The organism is Lactobacillus jensenii DSM 20557, from assembly GCF_001436455.1.
Lineage (GTDB): Bacteria > Bacillota > Bacilli > Lactobacillales > Lactobacillaceae > Lactobacillus > Lactobacillus jensenii.
The window spans coordinates 1-23,858 of sequence record NZ_AYYU01000012.1; the positions used below are offsets into that span (position 1 = coordinate 1).

The window sequence follows — 23,858 nt, forward strand, 5'->3', positions numbered from 1 at the left end:
TAAGAGTTATATTATTTTCTATCTGCACTAATATATCAGCTATATAGTACCGATTTATCCATATTCATTTTACTATTTAAGCGCTTTCGTTAAAACAACAAAAAAGTTTTGCGCAATCACCTCAATGCAGAATAATTGCGTAATATGCAAACAAAAAAATGAAAAAGGCAGAAATCATATGAAGCTAACTTCATCACTTTTCCTGCCTTTTTCATTTACTAAAATCAGCTAACAATTAACATTCCCAAAATTCTCAATACACCAAACAATAAAGGAATTGAAATCTTTTGGCTTATACTATTACTTTTAGAAAATCCGATACTTACTGCTACTCCCCAGACAATAGCTTCTCCCAATAAACTTAACAAAGAAAAGCTCATATTTTGCCAACTAATTAAAGGCAAGTGAACTAACAACAAACTACCAAAATATTTAATATAACGACTAGCAAAAGCTCGCCATAATCTAATTAAACTAAGCTCCCTAACCCAGAGAAAAGTAGCTATCTCTTCAAATTCACTAACTGCACTTAAAGCCATAACCACATCAAAAAAGTAAAGTGCAGCTCCTAGGGAAAACAATTTAAGAGTTTTAGTTGTTATTGCAAAATTAACCAACCATAATTGTGAACCCACTAATTCCTTAAAGTAAACACGTGCTAATCCTAAAATAAGAATTGTAATAAGAGTATAACTCCATACTTTAACACTCTTAGACACTTGCTAGTTCTCCATTCTTTAATAGTAACTCTCTGTCATACTTCAACCCTGGAATTTCATCATGACTAGCAATAATTACAGCGCTTTTTTCTTGTTTCAGCTCATCCAAGAGTTTAACAAATGTTGCGACACCCTCTTTATCAATTCCTCTAGTAGGCTCATCAAGCAAAACAATATTTTGGTTTTCCATAACTGCTTGAATAATGCCCAACTTTTGGCGCATCCCAATTGAATATTTGCTTACAGCTTGAAGGTCATTAGGATCTAAATCAAATTTTTCCATTAACTTCATAGCTACTTGTTCATCATAATTATGATTTAAATTACCTAAAAACTTTAAATTCTCTAATCCACTTTCATATTCTAAGAAGCCTGGATTTTCAATTAAAGCCCCAACATAATCATTTTCAGCTAACTCTACTTGGCCAGCATCAGCTTTCAAAATATTAGTTATAATTTTAAAAATCGTTGATTTACCAGAGCCATTTTTTCCAATAATATGAATTCTTTCTCCAGGATTTAGTTCTAAGCTGACATCTTTTAATACTTGTTTTTTACCAAATTGCTTGCTGATATTATCAATCTTTAACATTTTTCGACCTTTCTATAAAAAGATATGACAAATTCCTAAATAAATATAGTGGGTAGCACGATAAAGGGGATCGAATATTTTACTATATTTTGGAAGGATTAATGTAAATTCAAAACATAAGTGATATGACCAAGTAATAGCTATTACTAAAATAATAATAAAATAAGGAAATGGTAGTCTATAAGCTAATAGTAAGCTCAACATCAAAAAGAGCATTAATAACATATGAGCAAGAAGTATCCACAGCCCAAATTTAAAGTCTCCCATTTTAAAGAAATTATGACTCTTAAATAAATAGTAACTTCCTAAAAAAGAAATCCAAAAAAGTAACCATTCCACCACTATTAAGCCAGCTAACTTGGAAATAACCTTTTTTGTTTGCTTTCTTACAGCAATTGCATTGCTTACTTTTCTAGCAATCAACACTTGGAAAAACACTAATATATAAAGCAGATTTTGCAAATAAATAGATAATCCGTGCTGAAAACTTACTGCAAATATGATGTCATACTTCGGTTTCATACCAGCAATCAAAAGCCAATATGCAAAAAAACTTAGTGCCAAAACACCAATTAAAGAGTATCTGATATATTTGTTTGTTTTTGTCGGCATTATTTACCTCGCAATTGTTTTTTCTGCCAAGTCATCATCAAAATCCACGCTATTAAAGCATATAATATCGCACTAATTATCCAGATAATCATAATTCCACCTGGTGCTTTTTGACTTGCAAAATCGATCATTCCTGGTGCAATTAAAGTACTAATCTCAGTTACATTAGCCACAGCATACAAGAAATAATTCATCATTCCATATAAAGTCGGTAAAAGAAGCAAAATTAAACCTAATACTGCCCCTGAAACTATGAAGAGCGGATTTTTCTTAATATAAAGTCCACAAGCAAAAATAAATACCGAAAAAATCCCCCAACCGATTGAAGACGTAACTATATAAGTAAGCAACTGTATAAAACTATTATTGGAGAATGTATTAAAGCGTTGCGCTAAATAAAAACTATCATTAGAAAATGCTATTGGGGCATAATTCCAGTTAATCAAAATAATTTCATAGATTTGACTTATGAATGAAAAGCCCAGTCCAACAATAAATGTCTGACAAACAGATTTTTTCAAAAAGTTTCCATACCCAATTCGCTGAACCACATTATTAAGTTCATTATTATTTTTGACAAAGATTGGAACAAATGAACCAATTATTGGAAGAATTAATAAAGTTCCCGTTAACAAGAAACCATCATAGACCCCAAATGGCTGAACCAGTTCAAACATATAAATAAAGCTTTCAGCATCTATGGTAATTCCAGGTCTCATTTCTGCTTTAATAGCAGATAAAATAGTATAAGTAATTAAAATTAGATATGCTAGCAAGGCCAAGACTATTATTTTATTTGTTCTCTTAGAAAGCATATTTTCCCTTTCTATAATATAAAAAAGATTCTAACTAGAATCCTTTTTTCAAGAGCTATATTATTTTCTATCTGCACTAAAGTGTGCTTTTACAGTCGTAACATTTGGCTCATATGTTTGAGATCTGATATCAGCATAATAGTAATAACCTTTTAGACCTGAGTTATTGTAGCTATATGTCGTTTGATCCTTTTTTAACCTTGTCCAATTAGACCGACTTGCACCATTACCATTAATTAATCGAACATTGTAACCCCACCAAGCTGGCATTGCATCTCCATTAAATGAAGCAACATTATCGCTAGACTGTTTTAAATTTGGAGAGCCAAATGAGCTCCATGCACCATATGCACCTACAGTCTCTTGAGTAATAGTCCAATAGCCTGAAGCACTTGCTAAAGCAGTTCCCGTTAATCCAGTAACTAATCCCATAGCAACAATCATAGCTGTAACATTATTCTTTTTAAGCAATTTCATTATTTTTCTCCTCATTTTTCTTGAAATCTATTTATTTTTTAGATACATTCAGTATTTAGTTGGTAATACAGGAAAGAATATAAATATCCTAAAAAAATTAAAAATCATACGAAAGGACCCCCTTGTTGAATAACTCTATTGGAAAAACATTTAAGAAATTACGTGTATCGCAAAACATCACCCTCAAAGCAGCTGTCCACAACATTGAACAATTATCCCCCTCACGCTTATCGCATTGGGAAAATGATGAGAGTAACATACCTTTAAATAAATTAGATCAATTACTTGAAAACATTCATGTCTTGCCTAATGAATTCGCTCATTTAGTCGGTCAAAGATATGTAAATCATCTGTCACTTCAAGTACAAGATGCTTTTATAGCAAACAATATTGAAGAACTGCACATGTTAGCATTAAATCAACTAAAGAAATATAATCATATCCAAGATAATACAGAGCTTTTTCTATGCGCTCTTACATGCAATTTTTATTACCAAAAGACTAAAATAGATATTTTTCCAATGAGTTTAAAAGAAAAAATCACTAAAGTTCTAACTTCAACATCCCTTTGGAATTACTACCACATTACTACTTTTGGCAATGTGACTCATCTACTTCCCGATGAACTGCTTTACAAAATTGCTGTAAAACTAATCAATAGTTTCCCGCATATTAAAGATTGCGGAATGGAAAATCATATCTTTGCCTTCATTGCTTTATTAAATGCAAATGTAGCACTAATCTTTAAAAATCCAAATTTAGCAAAAAAATTATTGCATAAAATCTGTCAACTTGAAATCCATCAATTTGATTACTATTCAAGCTTATATCTTTCCATTGTTAAAAACTTACTTAATTACCAACAAACTAAAAATCCAAAATTCATTAAGTTGGCACAAAATATTGTTCACTTTTGTAAATCAATCAATAAAAAAGACGCGGCCTTAGAATTTGAAGACTTAATTTCACAAATACAACAAATTTCTTAAGTTTTTCGATAAAATAATACCAAGTACAAAATATTCATCCTACTAGAATTGCGTTTTACGCAACTTTACAAGAACAATTTATTATGAACACTCTGACCACCCTCAAGCAAAAGCTCAATCATCCTAAAGCTTCATATAAAACAGATGAACTGAACTTTTTAATGAACAATATTGGTAATCCAAATAGTGAAATACGTGATGACCTTGTTTGCTCCATTTTCGGTAAGGCCTTCCTTAATAATGAATTCGCCTTTGAGCAAGCTAGATTTTGTTATGAAACTGCAATTAAGCAAAATTTGCTCTTTTATCGCTTTGGAGAAACTGGCTCAGCTACTCTAACTCGCTCATTCACCTGTCTCTTATACTATTTGATAATTCACACTAGTAACGATTCACATTCTAGTTATTACCGCTTGTTAACTTCTCAAGAAGAAGTGCAGCTTTATAACCTGTTAATCAAATATTTAAAAACAGAACATGACTTTACTGCATCGACTCCAGAATATGGCTGGATAGATGCACTTCCGCATTGTTGTGATGCCTTAAGTGAAGCAATTAAACAAAAGAACTTTTCTTCCCAGTTAGTTGAAGATTTATTTCAGGCAACTGACGAGCTCTTAAAGAATATAGATAGAAATTTAGATTATGATGAACTTTCTCGCTTAGCTACTATTTTTATCAACGGCTTTAAGAATAAGAAAATTACTAAGCATCAGCTTAGTTTGTGGAATACAAAACTTACAAATTTAAAAGATGAAAATTCTCACCTAACAAAAAATGACTAGCTCAATGCTAGTCATTTTTATTATCTTTATTTATCTAAATCAATGTCTTTTTCTTCGTCATGAATTCTTTCAGGACGCATAGTTGGGAAGAGCAATACATCACGAATAGCTGGTGCATCAGTCAAAAGCATTACCAAACGGTCAATACCAATTCCCAAACCACCTGTAGGTGGCATACCGTATTCAAGCGCACGTACGAAGTCTTCATCAATAACATCGGCTTCATCGTTACCTGCATCACGTTCTGCCATTTGAGCTTCAAAACGTTCTCTTTGATCAATTGGGTCGTTCAATTCACTGAAGGCATTACCATATTCCATACCCATAATGAAAATTTCAAAACGATCAGTAAATCTAGGATCATCTGCATTCTTCTTAGCAAGTGGTGAGATTTCAACAGGGTGACCATATACGAAGGTTGGGTTAACAATTGACTTTTCACCGAATTCTTCAAAGAAGGCGTTGATAATGTGGCCTACCTTCCAGAATGGTTCAACGTGAATGCCGTGTTCTTCAGCAACCTTCTTAGCTTCATCAAGTGTCATTGGCTTCCAGAAGTCAACACCTGTTTGTTCCTTGATTAAGTCAACCATGTGAACACGTCTAAATGGCTTACCTAAGTCGATTTCAGTACCTTGGTAATTTACCTTGCCATCATCAGTAACTACTTTGGCAGCTGCCTTAATAATACCTTCTGCTTCGTCCATAACATCATGGAAGTCCCAGTAAGCACAGTAAGTTTCAAGTTCAGTAAATTCAGGGTTGTGACGAGTGTCAACACCTTCATTACGGAACACACGACCAATTTCGTAAACACGTTCCATACCACCAACAATCAAACGCTTAAGTGGTAATTCCAAGGCAATTCTAAGGTATAAATCAATATCCAAAGCATTGTGGTGGGTAATAAATGGACGAGCTTCTGCACCACCTGGAATATTGTGAAGTACTGGTGTTTCAACTTCCAAGAAGTCTCTATTATTCAAATAATCTCTGATGGCTTGAATAATCTTAGTTCTGTGAACAAAACGCATGTATGATTCATGGTTAGTCATCAAGTCTAAGTAACGTTGACGGTAAATTTGTTCAACGTTTTGTAAACCGTGGTACTTATCAGGAAGTGGACGAAGTGCCTTTGATAAGAAAGTTACGTGGTGAGCACGAACAGTAAGCTCACCAGTATCGGTCTTCATAACTTCACCTTCAATTCCCAAGAAGTCACCTAAGTCAGACTTTTTGAAAATTTGATAATTTTCTTCACCAACAATATCTTTACGTACGTAAATTTGAATCTTGCCAGTCCGGTCATAAATATCAGCAAAACCAACCTTACCCTTACCACGCTTAGCCATCATACGACCAGCAATCTTGGTTTGTGGCATGTCTGCATTTAATTCATCTTTATCTTCGCCCTTGTACTTTTCATCTAAAGTACGAGCCAAATCTGTTCTTTCATATTTTCTACCAAATGGTTCAAGACCGCTTTCGCGTAATTCTTCAAGTTTTTCGCGACGAACGATTAATTGGTCATTTAGTTCATTCTTTGCCAATTTATAAATCCTCCATAACAATTAGTCTTTCATAGCTTGCCGTGCCTTTTTAGCAGCTTCGCGCTTTTCATATTCTTCTACAAAACCATCAAGTAAGTCATAAACTTCTTGACGAGTCCAGACTTCATTTATTTTAGCACGAGTTCTGGCTGAACGGGGAATTCCCTTCAAATAATAAGCTGCTTGCTGACGAAATTCTGGAACAGCAACCTTTTCACCTTTTAATTCTACCAGACCATTAAGTTGATGCTTAGCAGTTTCTATTTTTTCACGAACTGTTTGTGGGCGCAACTTTTCCCCGGTTTCAAGGTAATGCACCATGTCCTTAATTTCCCATGGATTGCCTAAAGCTGCTCGGCCAATCATAACCGCTGTTGCTCCAACTTCATCAATCATTTTCTTTGCTAGTTCTGGACTAGTAATGTCCCCATTACCAACAAATGGAATTGTTAAGGCATTAGCTACTTCATGTAAGGTCTCCCAGTCTGCTTCACCTTGATACATTTGTTTTCTAGTCCGCCCATGCATAGCCAACATGCTAGCTCCTGCTTCTTGAGCAGCTAAGGCATTTTCTACTGCAAAAATATGCTTGCGATCCCAGCCCAGGCGCATCTTAACACTGACTGGCTTTTCAACATTTTGAACAACCTTATGGACCATTTGATAAATCTTATTAGCATCAAGCAGCCACTTAGATCCAGCATCAGTCTTAGTTACCTTAGGAACAGGACAGCCCATATTAATATCGATAATATCGGCAGCTGTATTTTGATCAATATATTGTGCAGCTTCAAGCAAAGTATCTTCAGTTCCCCCAAAGATTTGGATACTCATTGGGTGTTCATTTGGAGCTACTTGAAGCATATCTAGAGTCTTTTTATTACGATAAATGATTCCATGATCAGAAATCATTTCGCATACTACAAGTCCAGCACCAAATTCTTTACAAACAACCCGGAAAGCAGAGTTGGAAACACCAGCCATAGGAGCAACTACGACCCGGTTGGGAATTGTGATATCACGAATTTTCCAGCTATTTGTATTAGTCACTTTTCTTCTTTCCTTTCAAATTACTCTAATATCATAACAAAAAAGACCTGAAGGTAAAACTTTCAAGCCTTTACAAAATCATTAAAGTTATTTTTCAAGTTGTTCAGCTAGAATTGCTTTCAACTCTTTTTCGCTAAAATGGTATTTTTCTTTGCAAAATTGGCAAGTAAGTTCTGCACCATGATCTTTATTAATCATTTCTTGTAAATCAGCTTTTTTCAAAGTTGCTAGCAAATGACTAAACTTTTCTTTAGAGCAATCACACGCATAAGCTACGTCATCTGTTTCTAAGATTTTGCAATCCTCTCCCAAAATCTTTTTAGCCAATTGTTCAGGTGTAATACCCTCTAAAAATAAACTGGAAATATTTGGTAATGCCTTAATTCTCTGCTCAACTGTACTTAAAAGCTCATCACTTGCACCTGGTAAAGCTTGCAACATAAAGCCGCCCGCTGCTCCAATCGTATTATTGGCCTGAACAAACACAGATAAACCAACAGCAGAAGGAATTTGTTCAGATTTTGCTAAATAATAAGTAAAATCTTCCGCAATTTCTCCACTAACAATTGGCACTTCACCAGTATAAGGCTCATTCAAGCCTTGATCTTTGGTTACTTGAAGCCAACCTTCACCCACAGCTTTTTTCACATCAATATGACCATCGTTTCTTGGTGGTAATGCTATATGTGGATTTGATATATAGCCCTTCACAGTAAAGTCACTCTTAGCTGTTACTACACATGCACCTACTGGCCCATTCCCCATTAAGCGGACCGTCAATTCTTGTTTATCAACCAAACCAGCAGCTGCTAGTAACAGACCGCCTGTTAAAGTTCTTCCCAAAACAGCACTTGAAGCTGACCAAGTATCATGCCGCTTTTGCGCTTCACTAACTAAATCCTTACTTGTGACAGCTAGCAAGCGTAAATTCTTAGTTTTATCAATTGCCTTAATTAAATAATCATTCATCGGTTTTCTCCATAAAAATAGAGCCTTCCGGCCCTATTTATTAGTCTTCGTCTTCGTTTTCGTTATCGCTTGGCTTTTCTGGCTTCTTTTCTTCATTAGCATCAACTGATGAATTTTCTTCAGTAGTTTTATTTTCTGATTTATCATCAACTTCTTTGTTATCTGAAGAATCATTGGAATCCTTTTGATGTTCCTTCTTTTCCATTGCAGCCTTAGCTTCTTCATAAGTAGAAGCCTTAGATTCACTTGGAAATTCTTCTTGATCTGCCTCTGGCATTTCACCGGTCTTATATAAAGCCATAATTTGCTTTTCGTTCAAAGTTTCATACTTAAGTAAAGCTTCAGCAATTAACCTATGCTTTTCACGATTATCTTCAACGATTTGAATAGCTTGTTTATGGGCTTCGTCCAAGATCTTCTTAACTGCTTCATCAATCTTAGCAGTTGTGGCTTCACTATATGGCTTAACACCATACTCTGCTTGGCCTTCTTTTTCAAGTTGAACCATGCCAAGTTCGTCTGTCATACCGTAGTGGACTACCATACTATGAGCAATAGCAGTAGCTTGTTCAAAGTCGTTTGAAGCACCAGTTGAACGATCGCCAATTACAACTTCTTCACCAGCTCTACCACCCATAAGACCAACAATTTGTTCCATTAATTGTTTCTTAGTCAAAATAAATTGATCATCTTTAGGAAGCATAATGTTGTAACCACCTGCGCGGCCACGAGGAACAATTGTGACCTTTCGAACAGTTCTTGAATCACTTAAAACCAAACCACAGATTGAGTGACCAGCTTCGTGGAAGGCAACACGCTTTCTTTCTTCATCAGAAATCATTCTATCCTTCTTAGCTGGTCCAGCAATTACACGATCTTCTGCTTCATCAATATCAGCAGCTGTAATTTCAGTTTTATTTCTTCTAGCAGCAACCAAAGCAGCTTCGTTTAAAACATTTTCAAGATCAGCCCCAACAAAACCAGGCGTTTGACGAGCAACTTCCTTCAAGTCAACATCACTGGCAAGTGGCTTATTCTTAGCATGAACACGTAAAATAGCTTCACGGCCCTTCACATCAGGACGACCAACTAATACTTTACGGTCAAAACGACCTGGTCTCATTAAAGCAGGATCAAGTACATCTGAACGGTTAGTGGCTGCCATAACAATAACGCCTTCATCACCTTGGAAACCATCCATTTCAACCAAAAGTTGGTTTAAGGTTTGTTCACGTTCATCGTTACCGCCACCAATACCATTACCACGACGACGACCAATTGCATCAATTTCGTCGATAAAGATAATACTTGGTGAAGTTTTCTTAGCATTTTCAAACAAGTCACGAACACGAGAAGCACCAACACCAACGAACATTTCAACAAAGTCAGAACCTGATATTGAATAAAATGGTACGCCAGCTTCACCCGCTACTGCTCGTGCAAGTAAAGTTTTACCAGTACCCGGAGGTCCTTCAAGCAAGACACCAGATGGAATTCTAGCACCTAACTTTAAGTAACGTGATGGGTCTTTCAAAAATTCAACAACTTCAACTAATTCTTGTTTTTCTTCTTCTTCACCAGCTACATCAGAGAAGCGTACACGGTTCTTAGTAGGATCTTCTGGCTTAACTCTTGATTTACCAAAGTTAAGAACACCACCACCGCCGCGACTACCACCAGCAGATTGGTTCATCATCATCCAAAGCATGACCATAAAGAAAATAGTTGGCACAATTGTAATAATTGCACTAAGCCATGATCCAGATTGTGATTCTCCTTGTGTAGTAATCTTAGCACCATGTTTTTGTGCAAGATTTTCTACAGTTTTAACTGTTGGATCATTTTGCAACATAGTTGTTGAAAACTTGGTAATCTTTGCACTATTTGATGCACCAGTTAGAAAATCATAACTAGTTGTCTTTTTCTTTTGCACTTTGGCCTTTTTATAAGAACCAGAAATGCTATAAACACCATTTGCAGGCTGAATACTAAAGTCTTTGATTTTCCCGTTCTTTAAGTTCTTTACAAACTGGCTGTAACTAACATTTTCACTTGATGAAGCAGATTGACCGCCACCAATCATCCAGTTTATTCCCCAAAGCATCAACAAGAAAATAACAATATAGAAAAGGCCATTAGTAAAAAGCCGATTCCGCTTATTTTTCATGAATACCTCCACGAAATTCTAGAATTACCTAGCAAGTGTAACACAAATACTAGACTCTCTCTAATATTTTACTTTACTTGGCACTAATTTACCAAGAAAACGTAATACTTAATAAAATCATTAGCACATTTTTGGTTTTTGTATACATTTTCAATAAAAACAATTGCTTTATTTTGATATAGACAAAGAATAGCTGGCCTAAGAATATTTGGAATAGCTGCTTGAGCAAAAAACTTTTTACTTTTCGCATGATGTCCATTTTTTAATTGCAACTTACTACCAGAAATGGCCGATCCCACTTCAAAGCCTGCTTTCTTTGACCAAAATGTTCCAACTAATTTGGCTTGCGGATTTAACTGAGTCGTTATTAAATATTTTCTTCCATGAAAAGTAAAAGGTTGGTCTAATTTTATTGAACTTTTATCTACAAACTTAGGCTGCCCTTTAAATAAATAAAAATAGTCTTGGTATTCAAGGACCCGATAAATTCCACTTTGCCAATTATCTAGATGAACTCGTTCATTATAATATTTCCAAATTTTTCCTTCCCAAAATAAATTCTTTTCTGCATCAGTGTAGTTAGCTAATAGTTTCTTTTTTATTCGCAAGCTTCCAGCAACTGGTTCTAGTTCCAAATCAGAAAAAGCTTTTTGTGCAACTCCTTGATAAGCTAACATTTTCTGTCCAAATACTCGGCCATTCTTTAAAATCGCCGGATTTTCTTTTTTTAGTAAAGGTACTACCTGATGTCTTATTCGATTTCTTAAGTTCTCATTTGTTAAATTCGTTTCATCAGTAATAAATGCCAAATGCTTATCTAATAAATACTTAGTTAATTCAGCTTTAGAGTAGTAAAGAAGTGGTCTAGCCAGTTTAACTCCCGCCATTTGTCCAACTGCTTGAAGCGAACTCATTTCAGCTGGATCCCCTGACCGAATTAATTTTAAAAGGATGTTTTCTAAATAATCATCCCCATGATGAGCCGTCAACAAGTAATCTGCATGCCAACTTTTAGCCAATTCTAATAAAAAATTGTATCTGGCTTCTCTTGCTGCAGCTTCTGTTTTATTTACATGTTTTGACCACTTTTCAACACATAACATCAACTTGTTTTTCTGACAATATTGCTGCAGAAGCTTAGTCTCTAAATAGCTGTCCTCGCGGATTTGATGATCAAAATGGGCTACTATCAACTTTAATGGCCAATCTTTTAGCATATCAACTAGGGCCAGAGAATCTGGTCCAGCACTACAAGCTACAATAACTGTTTTATTAGTAAAATCGAGATTATAATCTATCAAAAACTGCTTTAATTTATCCATATCTTATAAAAAAGATGGCCTAATTCAAGCCATCCCGTAAATCTTTAATTGTCTTTTTTGCCTGTCCAGCTAACTCCGTTAAAGTACTAGCAAAAGCTTCCTTACTTAAATCTTTAAATTGATTATTTGGATCAACTAAGTCAGGATCATTAACTCGCTTAAGTGATAAAGCGATTTTCTTATCTTTTATTTGAGTAATTACAACTTTAATTTCTTGGCCTGGCTGGAATCTTAACTTCTCCCTTTCCCAACCATCCTTGAAATCATCTTTGTATATTAACCCACTTTTATTTTTGAAGCTAACAAATATACCATAGTCGGTAATATTATTAATCTTTCCTATAATTCGCTGTCCTACTTCAAATCTCATTGATTATCCTTTGAATTTTCCGGAATGTTATAAATTCTTTCACCTTTTTTAGAGTAATAGAATTTATAACGAATGTATTTTGCCAAGTAATCTGGATCTTTTAAGTTATTACGCTTAATCTTTAATCTCCGATTTCTTTCTTTTTGTTGTACTAAGCTTGTTTTATTGGTTTGAATCTCTGACTTAATTCGATGAGTGGTTGTAATATTAAGAATCAACTGAGCTCCTAAAATTAAGAAAATTAAGCCAAAGACTGTTAAATATCTTACTCGTCGCTTACGATGAACTTCTTCAGTTGCTTTTTTACCTTTTTGCCTAAGCCGAGCTAACTCTTTATCAGAAGCGTCAGAAATTCTTGGTCCCCGCATATTTTAACCTCTATCCACAAAACTACTATTCTACGCTAAGTATAACAAGAACCCGAATAAAAGTCATTAATCAACCAATTCGTATAATTCGCTAGCCTCATCTTTTTTGGTAGTTTCACGGATATTCAACACACGCGCTTTTACCAATCGACTACCATATCCGATACTAATGACATCATCAAGTTTAACATCGTAGCTTGATTTAACAACACGACCATTAACTTCAATTCTACCTTGATCAGCCATTTCCTTTGCCACAGTTCTTCTTTTCACTAAACGTGAAACTTTTAAATATTTATCAAGTCTCATTTTTTCTCCTTTTATTTATCTACCAATTCTCCAGCATCAGTTAGAAATGTTTCTAATTCATTGAATAAAACTCTTCGTTTCATAACCCCTTTAGTTAATAAAACCGTCAGGTGTTGCTGCTCAGTTAAGGCTACTGATGCTTTCATATTAACATGCTCTAAAGCTTTAAAAATATTAGGCCCTTGTAAATGTTTACTGCTTTCCAAATTGAATTCGACTTTTAACTTATCTTTGATATACCGAATTTCTAAAACTCCAGCTAAATCAGCTAAATACTTTATTTTAGCTATAGCCAATAAATTTTCAGTAGCAACTGGATAATCGCCAAAACGGTCTAAAAGCTCATCTTCAATACTATTTAATTCTTCTTCAGAACTAATAACTTTAATTTTCTTATAAAACTCAATTTTTTGCTGTTGATCGCTAATATAGCTATCTGGAATATAAGCTTCAATTCCTAAATCAATTTCAGAATTAGTCTTTATTAATTTATGGCCACCTTTTCTAGCCTTAATCGCATCATCGAGCATTTGAGCATACAAATCATAACCCACACTGTCTATGAAGCCATGTTGCTGCTGTCCTAGCATATTACCAGCTCCGCGAATCGAAAGATCTCGCATAGCAATTTTGAAGCCACTTCCTAACTCAGTGAAATCACGAATTGCTTCAAGCCGCTTTTCTCCAACTTCAGTCAAAACTTTATTTGGTTGATATAAGAAATAAGCATAGGCTAAACGAGCACTTCTTCCAATTCTTCCTCGAAGTTGATAAAGCTGACTTAATCCATAATGATCGGCATCTTCAATAATTAAAGTATTGACATTCGGCATATCAATTCCCGTTTCAATAATTGTAGTCGTCACCAAAATATCAAATTGCTTATGTAAAAAGCGATATAAGATATCTGCCATTTGATTTTCACTCATCCGGCCATGAATTGCTTCAATTTTTGCTTCTGGTACAAGCTGATGCAAATGTTCAACCGTTTCATCTATATCTCCAATTCGATTATGTAAATAAAAGATTTGCCCATCACGCGCCATTTCACGCAAACAGGCTTCTCGAATAACACTAGGTAACTGTTCCATTACATAAGTTTGAATTGGATAACGATTGACAGGTGGCGTTTCCATTACGGATAAATCTCGAACACCTACCATAGACATATGAAGTGTTCTAGGAATTGGCGTAGCTGTTAATGTTAATACATCTACATTATTTTTCAATTCTTTAAGACGCTCTTTATGCTTTACACCAAAACGCTGCTCCTCATCAATTATCAACAAGCCCAAATCTTTAAATTCAACATCTTTAGATAAAATTCTATGAGTTCCAACTACCAAATCAATTTTACCGACTTTTAAGCCTTCCAAAATTTCTTTAACTTCCGCATTACTTTGGAAACGAGATAAAAGAGCAACGTTCACCGGAAAATCTTTAAATCGATCTGAAATATTATCAAAATGTTGCTGAGCCAAAATTGTTGTTGGCACTAAAAATGCCACTTGCTTATTGTCTTGGATTGCTTTAAATGCAGCCCTAATAGCTACTTCTGTTTTACCAAAGCCGACATCTCCAACCAGCAATCGATCCATAGCTTTTGGCTTTTCCATATCTGCCTTTATTTCATTACTTGATCGCAATTGGTCTGGTGTTTCAACATAAGGAAATGCATCTTCAAAGGCTTTTTGCAAATCATTATCTTTTGAAAAGGCAAAGCCTTTTTCACTTTCTCTAGCAGCATATAATTTAATCAAATCATCCGCAATATCCTCAACCTTGCTTTGAACAGAGCGTTTAGTTTTTGCCCATTGAGAACCACCTAACTTATTGACCTTTGGTCGATGGCCTTCTGATCCTACATATTTTTGAACCAGAGATAACTGATCAGCAGGTACAAATAACTGATCATGGCCTTGATAAGTAATAGTTATATAGTCACGCTTTTGACCATCAACATCTAAAGTTTTAATTCCTTCAAAGCGACCAATCCCATGATTTACATGAACAACATAGTCGCCTGGCTTTAAATCATTATAATTGCGCAAACGTTGCGCATTTTCTAAATTGAGAATTTTACGCTTCTTATGGACTTGCGTATTAAATAATTCCCGCTCTGTTAAATAGACTAGTTGAATTTGAGGTAAAGAAAAGCCCTGACTAAATTGCCCTACTGTGATTTGAAGTTTGTGTTCAACTAAGTTTTCCTTTGTAACAATCGGCAAATTTAAATCAAAATCTATTAAATTACTTTGAATTTGCTTACTTCTTCTCTCATTATCTGCTTGTAAAATTACTGTATAGCCTTGTTTTTTATACTTATTTAACTCGGACTTAATTAGAGGCATTTGACTAAAAAACTGTTCCGGTTCTCTGTTTGGCCAATTAAACAAACTATCAAACCTTAACTGCCCCATTCCTTTTTGAAATAACGACAAGTATAAGCGATGATGTTTACTCTGACGCAAAACAGTAGTCAAATTCATTCTTAACTTTTGACTATTTAACATTAATCCGGCTTTGATTTCATCACTAATAAAATCAGCGTTTTGGTCAGTTATTTCGCTATCTGCTTTTTTTATTGCTTGCCAATCATTAAAAACTACCAACCCATTTTCAGGCAAGTATGATAGCAGACTGCAACTTTTTGGTAGTAAATAATCAACCAAAAAAGCATAATTGTCTGGCAAATTGCCTTGAGCTAACTCATCAAGTACCTCTAAAAAATTTTGTTCAGCAGACTCAGAATTTGGACTTTCTTTAATCTCATCCTTGATTAAGTTATAAGCTTTTTTCAGATTATCAGTTTCAAAAATTCGGTCACAAGCTGGTAAAACAACAATTTCTTCTTTTTCTAGAATACTTTTTTGCGTATTGACATCAAAACTTTTAATGGTATCAACTTCATCACCAAAAAATTCTATTCTAATAGGAGAGACTTGGTCTAATGGATAAATATCTAAAATATCTCCACGAACTGCAAACTCTCCAGGCTTAGCAACTAAGGCTTCTTTACGGTAACCGCTTGCTACAAGCCACTTGTTCAGTTCTTTTAAATCATATTCTTGCCCAACTTTTATTAATTTGTTGCCTCTTATATAACTATCTTTAGGATTTAGTTGATATTCTAGCCCTTGTGCCGTTGTCACAACAATGCCACTATCTCCACTCAATAACAAGTGAAGGGCTTTAATTCTCTGGGCTAATTCATCAGGCGAAGCTGTGGCTCTTTGAGTAGCTAAAGTACTATCCACTGCAAAATATTGAACTTTTTCTTCAGGCAAAATAGGCGCTAAATTATCAACTAATCTTTGCGCCTTATTTTCATTTTCTTCAATAATTATAAGCACATTATTTTGCTTTAGTAGTTCAAGTAAAATAAGTGGTAAGTTACGTTCATTTATACCTGTTAAAAGTGATTTTTTATTTTTTTGTGTATTTATCAAAAAAGCGCCCAGTTCTTTATCTTGGGCGACAATCTCAGTTAATTTCATTATTAGTTATACTTATTCATCAAATAACCAGCGTCTTTTCCGCTAATAAAATCAGCTAAAATATCTTCACTAGTAGAAAACGCTGTATCCATTAATTTTTGTTGTTCATTATTAAATGGAGTCAAAACCCAGGAAACAACAGTAGTGTTTTCAGGATGGCGGATGCCTATTTTTAGACGATTAAATTTTTCAGTCCCCAAATCACGGATGATTGATTTAATTCCATTGTGTCCGCCACTTTTGCCGTTGGCACGAATTCTAATTTTACCAATTGGCATATCCATGTCATCTTGGATAATTAAAATATCACTTGGATCTATTTTGAAGAAGTTAGCTACTTGACTAATTGAGCGCCCAGATTCATTCATATAAGTTTGTGGTTCAAGTAAAATAACATCTTCCCCTGCAATTTTTTCTTTAGTAAAAAGGCCTTCAAACTTATTTTGATTCAGACTAAGACCATTCTTAGCCATATAGTTATCTAAACACATAAAACCAGTATTATGCTTAGTTCTATCGTACTTTTTTCCAGGATTACCTAATCCAGCAATTATTTTCATAATTTTCCTAATAACTCCTCTAGTTAATTCTTATTAATTTTAGCATAAAGACGAATTTATTCCCAAAGTCTTGCATATTTTCTATTTTAACTATCTAATTTTTATTTAATTTTACAATAGGATATGATACAATTACTCTATATAACTTTCAATAGATGGAGGCAGCTACATGCTCATTAAATCTTTAGTTTACAAAAAAGATTACTTAACCACTGTTAATGAGAAGGCAACTTTAGAAGAAGCTCTTAAAGTTCTTGAAGATTCAGGTTATCGTTGTGTGCCTATTTTAGATGACAGTGGCACCATTTTCCGCGGTAACATTTATAAAATGCATATTTATCGTCACAAATCACAAGGCGGAGATATGTCTTTACCAGTTACTCACTTATTAAAAAATGCAACTAAAACAATTAAAGTTGATTCACCCTTTTTCAAGGTTTTCTTCAACATTAAAGACTTGCCATACATTGCTGTCTTAGATGAAGACAACAAGTTTTATGGTATTCTAACTCACAACCGCTTATTGAGCATGTTATCAGATGCTTGGAATCTTAAATCTAGTTCATTTGTGTTAACAGTCTTATCTGATAATGAACGTGGTAACTTAATCAAAATGTCAAAAATCATTTCTAAATACACTAATTTAGCAAGTGTCATTACTTTAGATGGTAATTTGGGCGTAAGCGATTATGTACGTAGAACTTTATTCACTCTACCAGCTGGTGTATCAGAAGAGACCCTTAAGACAATTGTTCAAAAATTAGAAAAAAAGGGCTATGTTGTTGCAGAAATAGAAGATTTACAAACAGGATCAACAGTCAGAAAAGATGAAGACCCTGATCAATTTACTCTTTAAATAAAACAAAAAATTAGCTATCGATATCGATAGCTAATTTTTTGTTTTATTCATGATAAATTCTAGGTAAGCGATCACTTAAAAGGCATGCCAATTCATAATGAATTGTATCAACATAATCGGCTGCTTTCTTAATAAAATTAGGATCTTCTGGATTATTAGAATATATAACCACCTTGGTACCTACTGGCATTTTTTCAGGTAATAAGACCATCAATTGATCCATACAAATTCTTCCCACGATTGGGCAATAATGAGCCCCTACTTTGATTTTAAAGCCACTGAGTTTACGAATAACTCCATCAGCATATCCTACAGGAACAGTTCCTATCCATTGGTCACTATCTGCTACATAAGTTGAACCATAACCTATTCCATAACCAGAATGAACCTTTTTTACAAATGATAATTCACTAACCAATGATAATGCTGGCTTCAAATTAATTTCACTTTCCAAATCAGGACTAGCTGGATTAGATGAAGGATTTAAGCCATATAATCCTATCCCAAATCGAACAATATCTGAATGAATATTCTTGTCAAAAATACTCGAAGCTGTGTTAGCTACATGAATCCATTTAGGCTTAATTGATAATATATTCTTTAAGTGATTAAATCGCTTAACCTGATAATCAAAATAGTGACTATCTCTACTATCAGCACTAGCAAAGTGAGTAAACATTCCTTCAACAATAAAATGAGTACTATTGCGCAAAAATTCATTTGCAGCAATAAATTCTTGATCTTCACTAAAGCCAATTCTTCCCATACCAGAATCAATTGCTAAATGAATTTTTAAAACCATATCTTTTTTAGCTAGTGCCTTATCGGCTGCTTCAAGCCACTCTAAACTAGGTGCTGTTAGAGAAATATTGTGAGCTGCAGCAATACATGCTTCATTAGCAGGAGTAACACCTAGAACTAAAATCGGATCCACAATACTTGAATCACGTAATTCAAAGGCTTCATCTAATACAGCAACACAAAAGCCTTCCGCACCATTTCTCGCTGCCATCTTGGCAACTTTTACAGCACCATGACCATACGCATTAGCCTTCACAACAGCAAATAACTTTTGCCCTGGTTTTAAATGTGCTTTTTCTTCTTGTAAGTTCTTTTTAATCGCAAGTAAGTCAACTTCGACTTCAGCCGGCCGATGAATTGCTGGTACCATTTATAATCCTCCAATTCTACGAAAGTGATACATGTATCTAAATCATGGCTAATAGTAACCAATATTCGACCATTATACAAAGTGCTTGTAGTAATGGGCCTTCCATTGGATGCATTTAGGGTTTCAACATCTTGAAAACTTACTTCTCCTAGACCTGTACCCCAAGCCTTAGAAAAAGATTCCTTAACAGAAAAACGGCCAGCTAAAAACTCTAGTTGCCTTCTTCCTTTTAAAGCATGATAAACTTGTAATTCCTTTGGTGTTAAAACTTTCTTTGCGAATAAATCTCGCTTAGTCATTTTTTCAAAGCGACTCAAGTGGGTAATATCTGACCCAATACTATGAAACATTTTGCCACCTTCTTTGTGGTTTATTATACAAAAAATGACCCAAATATTACAATTTGAGCCAAAATTTTAACTATTTATGATTTTTCTTGTTTTTAATTACAAAATCATGCTTACCGCGGCGCACATTACTCTTGCGATGCCGTCTTTCATTTCGATCGCCACCATGCTTAAAATTATTACGGTGGCCACGACGACGACCATGCCCCTTATATGGCAATGGCTTTTCAGGAGTAATCTTAACTTTAATTTCGTCTGCATCTTTGGATAAATTCTTCAAAAAGGCCGCTACTAAATCTACTGCTGAATAATTATCCAACAATTCACTTGCTTCTTCAGTATATTTAGTTAAATCTGCCTTAAGCAAATCCTCGATTTGCTTATGAGCAATTGCCAATTGACCTTGAAGTGCTTGGTCATCTGTTGGTGGACGAAGTGGTGACATCTTCTTCTTGGTCAAGTTTTCAATGGTTCTCATATAACCAATTTCATTTGGGGTTACAAAGGTAACTGAAATTCCATTCTTACCTGCACGTCCAGTTCTACCAATTCGGTGAACATAAGAATCAGGATCTTGTGGAATATCATAGTTATAAACGTGTGTTACCCCTGAAATGTCAAGTCCACGAGCTGCAACGTCAGTTGCAACTAAAATATCCAATTTTCCATTCTTAAATCTCTTTAAGACGCTCATTCTCTTAGCTTGTGATAAATCACCATGAATACCAGCTGCATTATAGCCACGAGCAACTAAACCACGAGTTAACTCGTCTACTCTTCTTTTTGTTCTACCAAAGACAACAGCCAAATCTGGAGCTTGAACGTCGATTAACCGACACATAATATCAAATTTTTCTGCTTCTTTTGCGCGTACGAAGTATTGATCAATCAAATCTGCAGTCAATTCTTTAGACTTAATTTGTACAATCTCTGGTTCTTTCATAAACTTTTCACCAATTCTTAGAATTGGCTTAGGCATTGTTGCACTAAACAAAAGAGTATGCTCACGATTCTTGGCAAAATCCAAAATACTCTCAATATCTTGAATAAAACCCATGTCTAGCATTTCATCAGCTTCATCCAAAACAACTGTTTTAATCTTGTCTAATTTAACTGTTTTTCTCTTTAAATGATCTAAAATTCGTCCTGGTGTTCCTACTAAAATAGCTGGAGTTTGTTTCAAGGCACGAATTTGGCGACTAATATCAGCACCACCATAAACAACTTGAACTTTTGCCTTTTCATCGCGTCCTAAGCGATATAACTCTTCTTGAGTTTGAATTGCTAATTCTCTAGTTGGTTCAATAACCAAAGCTTGAATAAAATGTTCTTTATTGTCGATTTTTTGCAAAATTGGCAAACCAAAAGCAGCAGTCTTACCAGTTCCTGTTTGAGCTTGTCCGATTACGTCCTTGCCAGCTAAAGCTAGAGGAATGGTTTTTTCTTGAATCGGAGTTGCCTCTTCAAAGCCGCTACGTTTAATTGCTTTTAATAAAGCATCATTTAAGCCTAATTCTGTAAATTTCACTAAAACTCTCCTAAAGTAATCTTTCTAAAACTTTATCTAAATGCATGCCGTGAGAAGCTTTGAGCATGACAATATCATTGGAATGAATATCATTTTTAAGGTCATCAATCATTCGTTCCATTTTATCTTGAGGGTAATAATGTAGTGTATCTGGTACATACTTACCCTTAATTGCTTCTTCCAAATTCTTCATTTCTGGTCCATAGAGGTAAACTTCATTGATTACCAATGGATCAAGTTTGTCAGCAAGTGAAGCATGAAGTTCAGCAGAAGCAGCACCCAATTCAAGCATATCACCTAAAACAGCTATTCTTCTCCCACCTTCAGGAACTTCTACTTGGCCAAAACTTGTTAAAACGGCCTTAGCTGCAGTTGGATTAGAATTGTAGATATCATCCATAATGTCTTCTCCAACATCCCCTTTACGCCACTGCATTCTATTAGCAGTTGGGGTAAAGTCAGACAAACTAGCAGCAATTTCATCATCTGATTCACCAAAATGATGTCCAACGCAGATTGCGGCCATTGCATTTGATACATTATGCTTACCAATCATTGGAATTGAAAATTTCTGCTCTGAGGAATTAGTCACAAAAGATGCATGATGCATATAACTCTTAAATTCTAAAGCATGAATTGTATCTTGATCACTAAATCCAAAAGTAGATTTAACTTGAGTTATTTTTTCTGCTCTTTGTCTTAATAGTGGCTCATCACCATTGTAGATAAATTCACCATCTTCTTTTAAGAAATCAGTGATTTCCATCTTAGCATCGGCAATTTTATCACGTGAACCAAAGAACTCAATATGTGCTTCACCAATCATAGTAATAACACACACATCCGGCTTAACCAATGAGCTAAGATGATGCAACTGACCAGCACGATCCATTCCCATTTCAAGTACTAAAATCTCAGTAGTTGGCTTCATTTCTAAAATTGTCATTGGAACACCAATTTCATTATTAAAATTAGCCTGAGTTTTATGTACATTAAAACGTTTAGACAAGACTGCAGCAACCATATCTTTAGTTGTTGTCTTACCATTTGAACCTGTAATACCAACAACAGCTGGATTTACTTTATTGAGATAATACTTAGCTAATTCTTGCATAGCAGCTAAAGTATCATCCACTTCAATCAATGGAAAGTTGCCTGGTTTATTAGGGTGTCCTTTTTCCCAAAGTGTAGCTACTGCACCATTAGCAATAGCTGAATTGATAAAATCATGCCCATCACGTTCCCCTTTTAAAGGGACAAACAATGAATTTTCATTTAATTTTCGAGAATCAAAAGCAACTGAGCTAATAACAGGATCACTATTACCTTCAATTGTTGTATCAAGCGCCTTGGCGATTTCCGCAAGCTGCATTTTCATACTAAAAACCTCTAAATTTATAAATATAATTTCTTAATAAAGTGAATTTGCAAGAAAAAAGCAGTCCGGTAAGGACTGCTTAATTGCAAGGATACAATTATTTGTTTTCCTTTGATGAAAGACCGTACTTCTTGTTGAATTTTTCGATTCGGCCATCTGCTTGAGCAAACTTTTGCTTACCAGTGTAGAATGGGTGTGAATCTGATGAAATTTCAACACGTACTAATGGATAAGTCTTACCTTCAAATTCAATTGTTTCTGATGGATTCAAAGTAGAACCTGCTAAGAACTTAGCACCAGTTGCTGAATCCATGAAAACAACTTGTTGATAATCTGGATGAATTCCTTGTTTCATGTTCTCTATTCTCCTTTGCCATAGTCAATCTTGCAGACCATAGATTATATACGACTAAGTTATAGTACCATCAATTGTGGATAAATGCAATTGTTTCTCTTTAATTTGGTTGACCTAATTTTAGTAAAAATAGGCCTAAAATAATAACTACAACAATTAAAAAGGCTTTTTCTATAACCCAACTCTCTTGATTCACAAATTGCCGTGAACAAGTATTCAAAACTTTAAAATAGTCATAGAAGCACTTTTTAGTAACTTCTTCATTCGCCTCTAGCTCATGAACCGCTTTATTACCTGCTGCTTTAATTTCAAATAAAGTATTAATTACATTCTGGCTTACACCACTATGACGTAATAAACTAATATTCTGATTAAAGTTCAAATCAGGTTTAATATACTTTTGCTCTAGCCAATACTTAGTTAATTTCTCTGCTTCTGTTCGCAAATCTGCTAGAGCATGATGATAATCACCTTTTTTAGCTAAACGTAAGCTTTTAAGTAACTGTTTTTTCTGCTTATTAATTAATTCATTTCCAGTAAGCGCTTGGTAGTAGTTGATTAGTTCTGAGAATTCAGGGTAACTAACTTTATTCATTTTTATAAGTCCACTGACTGTCTTTTAAGTACCAACAATTTTCACTTAAATTATCATTTTCAAAAATTTCTAGCATGCTATCGAAGCCATCAGCTAGTTGATAATTTTCTAAATCCTTGCGTTCAATCCAGAAAACTTCGCCTTCACGACTAGATTGTAATTTACCAGCAAAATGATTTGTTTTAAACAAAAAAACAATTGTCCTAATATCATCATCAAAAAATTGTTTAACACCACAAATTTTTAAATCTTTAATATCTAGTCCAGTTTCTTCTTTTACTTCACGAACTGTCGAATCTACAATTGATTCACCATGTTCAACATGTCCTCCTGGGAAAGTCACTCCAGGCCAATCTTTTTTGACACGGTTTTCTACTAAAATTTTACTGCCATCGTATACCATGCACATGTTAGTTAAGACAACTTTTTCACTGCGATCCATCTTTTCACCTTCTAATCTTTAATAAATATAGT

At 34.6% G+C, this 23,858-nt stretch carries 24 protein-coding genes and 1 pseudogene; 3 read left to right on the forward strand and 22 right to left on the reverse strand.

Annotation, left to right across the window (positions count from 1 at the left end):
* Positions 1 to 224: 224 nt before the first annotated feature.
* From FC45_RS04370 to FC45_RS04390, 5 genes are read right to left on the reverse strand one after another with little or no spacing between them, the layout of a single operon-like run.
* The gene (locus tag FC45_RS04370; RefSeq protein ID WP_006585218.1) at positions 225 to 719 is read right to left on the reverse strand and encodes a hypothetical protein; all 495 of its coding nucleotides are present in this window, start codon (positions 717 to 719) and stop codon (positions 225 to 227) included.
* A complete protein-coding gene (locus tag FC45_RS04375; protein ID WP_057706414.1) occupies positions 712 to 1,311 on the reverse strand; it encodes an ABC transporter ATP-binding protein in 600 nt (199 codons plus the stop codon). The genes FC45_RS04370 and FC45_RS04375 overlap by 8 nt, the downstream gene beginning before the upstream one ends.
* Positions 1,312 to 1,323: 12 nt before the next feature.
* Complete coding sequence (locus tag FC45_RS04380; protein ID WP_006588021.1) at positions 1,324 to 1,923, reverse strand: hypothetical protein; 600 nt, start codon at positions 1,921 to 1,923, stop codon at positions 1,324 to 1,326.
* Positions 1,923 to 2,738: a hypothetical protein gene (locus FC45_RS04385; protein WP_006585221.1), complete on the reverse strand. Its 816-nt coding sequence runs from the start codon at positions 2,736 to 2,738 to the stop codon at positions 1,923 to 1,925. The genes FC45_RS04380 and FC45_RS04385 overlap by 1 nt, the downstream gene beginning before the upstream one ends.
* A gap of 60 nt (positions 2,739 to 2,798) precedes the next feature.
* Positions 2,799 to 3,215 carry a hypothetical protein gene (locus tag FC45_RS04390; RefSeq protein WP_006588020.1) on the reverse strand — a complete coding sequence of 139 codons (417 nt, stop codon included), beginning with the start codon at positions 3,213 to 3,215 and terminating at the stop codon, positions 2,799 to 2,801.
* Between the two features lie 125 nt (positions 3,216 to 3,340).
* Here FC45_RS04390 and FC45_RS04395 point away from each other — a divergent pair, with 125 nt between their 5' ends.
* The gene (locus FC45_RS04395) at positions 3,341 to 4,204 is read left to right on the forward strand and encodes a helix-turn-helix domain-containing protein (protein WP_006588019.1); all 864 of its coding nucleotides are present in this window, start codon (positions 3,341 to 3,343) and stop codon (positions 4,202 to 4,204) included.
* 83 nt (positions 4,205 to 4,287) lie between these two features.
* The gene (locus tag FC45_RS04400) at positions 4,288 to 4,989 is read left to right on the forward strand and encodes a DUF2785 domain-containing protein (protein ID WP_006585224.1); all 702 of its coding nucleotides are present in this window, start codon (positions 4,288 to 4,290) and stop codon (positions 4,987 to 4,989) included.
* Between the two features lie 26 nt (positions 4,990 to 5,015).
* Here FC45_RS04400 and lysS read toward each other — a convergent pair whose 3' ends face one another.
* The 10 genes from lysS to pth form a co-directional block, all read right to left on the reverse strand.
* A complete protein-coding gene (lysS, locus tag FC45_RS04405; protein WP_006585225.1) occupies positions 5,016 to 6,539 on the reverse strand; it encodes a lysine--tRNA ligase in 1,524 nt (507 codons plus the stop codon).
* 21 nt (positions 6,540 to 6,560) lie between these two features.
* Positions 6,561 to 7,589 (reverse strand): tRNA dihydrouridine synthase DusB, encoded by a 1,029-nt coding sequence (gene dusB / locus FC45_RS04410; protein ID WP_006585226.1) that lies wholly within the window; start codon positions 7,587 to 7,589, stop codon positions 6,561 to 6,563.
* Positions 7,590 to 7,676: 87 nt separating this feature from the next.
* Positions 7,677 to 8,558, reverse strand: coding sequence for an Hsp33 family molecular chaperone HslO (gene hslO / locus FC45_RS04415; protein ID WP_006585227.1), 882 nt, complete (start codon positions 8,556 to 8,558; stop codon positions 7,677 to 7,679).
* A gap of 40 nt (positions 8,559 to 8,598) precedes the next feature.
* Positions 8,599 to 10,725, reverse strand: a complete 2,127-nt coding sequence (gene ftsH, locus FC45_RS04420) for an ATP-dependent zinc metalloprotease FtsH (RefSeq protein ID WP_057706416.1) — start codon at positions 10,723 to 10,725, stop codon at positions 8,599 to 8,601.
* A gap of 83 nt (positions 10,726 to 10,808) precedes the next feature.
* On the reverse strand, positions 10,809 to 12,047 hold the full coding sequence (tilS, locus tag FC45_RS04425; protein ID WP_006588018.1) for a tRNA lysidine(34) synthetase TilS: 1,239 nt from the start codon (positions 12,045 to 12,047) through the stop codon (positions 10,809 to 10,811).
* A gap of 19 nt (positions 12,048 to 12,066) precedes the next feature.
* Complete coding sequence (locus tag FC45_RS04430; protein WP_006588700.1) at positions 12,067 to 12,417, reverse strand: S1 RNA-binding domain-containing protein; 351 nt, start codon at positions 12,415 to 12,417, stop codon at positions 12,067 to 12,069.
* Complete coding sequence (locus tag FC45_RS04435; RefSeq protein ID WP_057706418.1) at positions 12,414 to 12,785, reverse strand: FtsB family cell division protein; 372 nt, start codon at positions 12,783 to 12,785, stop codon at positions 12,414 to 12,416. The genes FC45_RS04430 and FC45_RS04435 overlap by 4 nt, the downstream gene beginning before the upstream one ends.
* A gap of 66 nt (positions 12,786 to 12,851) precedes the next feature.
* Complete coding sequence (locus tag FC45_RS04440) at positions 12,852 to 13,094, reverse strand: RNA-binding S4 domain-containing protein (protein ID WP_057706420.1); 243 nt, start codon at positions 13,092 to 13,094, stop codon at positions 12,852 to 12,854.
* 11 nt (positions 13,095 to 13,105) lie between these two features.
* Positions 13,106 to 16,591, reverse strand: coding sequence for a transcription-repair coupling factor (gene mfd / locus FC45_RS04445; protein ID WP_006588698.1), 3,486 nt, complete (start codon positions 16,589 to 16,591; stop codon positions 13,106 to 13,108).
* Positions 16,592 to 16,593: 2 nt separating this feature from the next.
* Positions 16,594 to 17,151, reverse strand: a complete 558-nt coding sequence (gene pth / locus FC45_RS04450; RefSeq protein ID WP_006585232.1) for an aminoacyl-tRNA hydrolase — start codon at positions 17,149 to 17,151, stop codon at positions 16,594 to 16,596.
* Positions 17,152 to 17,320: 169 nt separating this feature from the next.
* Between pth and cbpA the strand changes: the two genes are divergently transcribed.
* Positions 17,321 to 18,007, forward strand: a complete 687-nt coding sequence (gene cbpA, locus FC45_RS04455) for a cyclic di-AMP binding protein CbpA (RefSeq protein ID WP_006588016.1) — start codon at positions 17,321 to 17,323, stop codon at positions 18,005 to 18,007.
* Positions 18,008 to 18,053: 46 nt separating this feature from the next.
* On the opposite strand, the gene alr is transcribed toward cbpA, so the two are convergent.
* The 7 genes and pseudogenes from alr to FC45_RS04490 form a co-directional block, all read right to left on the reverse strand.
* A complete protein-coding gene (alr, locus tag FC45_RS04460; RefSeq protein WP_006585234.1) occupies positions 18,054 to 19,181 on the reverse strand; it encodes an alanine racemase in 1,128 nt (375 codons plus the stop codon).
* A gap of 5 nt (positions 19,182 to 19,186) precedes the next feature.
* A pseudogene (acpS, locus tag FC45_RS04465) lies at positions 19,187 to 19,531 on the reverse strand (holo-ACP synthase); the annotation flags it as partial.
* A gap of 70 nt (positions 19,532 to 19,601) precedes the next feature.
* Positions 19,602 to 21,056 carry a degradosome RNA helicase CshA gene (gene cshA / locus FC45_RS04470; protein ID WP_006585236.1) on the reverse strand — a complete coding sequence of 485 codons (1,455 nt, stop codon included), beginning with the start codon at positions 21,054 to 21,056 and terminating at the stop codon, positions 19,602 to 19,604.
* A gap of 10 nt (positions 21,057 to 21,066) precedes the next feature.
* Positions 21,067 to 22,434: a UDP-N-acetylmuramoyl-tripeptide--D-alanyl-D-alanine ligase gene (locus FC45_RS04475; RefSeq protein ID WP_006585237.1), complete on the reverse strand. Its 1,368-nt coding sequence runs from the start codon at positions 22,432 to 22,434 to the stop codon at positions 21,067 to 21,069.
* A 97-nt stretch (positions 22,435 to 22,531) separates the two neighbouring features.
* Complete coding sequence (locus FC45_RS04480) at positions 22,532 to 22,789, reverse strand: type B 50S ribosomal protein L31 (protein WP_006585238.1); 258 nt, start codon at positions 22,787 to 22,789, stop codon at positions 22,532 to 22,534.
* 100 nt (positions 22,790 to 22,889) lie between these two features.
* Positions 22,890 to 23,384 (reverse strand): DUF4145 domain-containing protein, encoded by a 495-nt coding sequence (locus tag FC45_RS04485; RefSeq protein ID WP_006585239.1) that lies wholly within the window; start codon positions 23,382 to 23,384, stop codon positions 22,890 to 22,892.
* Positions 23,377 to 23,826 carry an 8-oxo-dGTP diphosphatase gene (locus FC45_RS04490; RefSeq protein ID WP_006587805.1) on the reverse strand — a complete coding sequence of 150 codons (450 nt, stop codon included), beginning with the start codon at positions 23,824 to 23,826 and terminating at the stop codon, positions 23,377 to 23,379. The genes FC45_RS04485 and FC45_RS04490 overlap by 8 nt, the downstream gene beginning before the upstream one ends.
* Between the last annotated feature and the right edge of the window lie 32 nt (positions 23,827 to 23,858).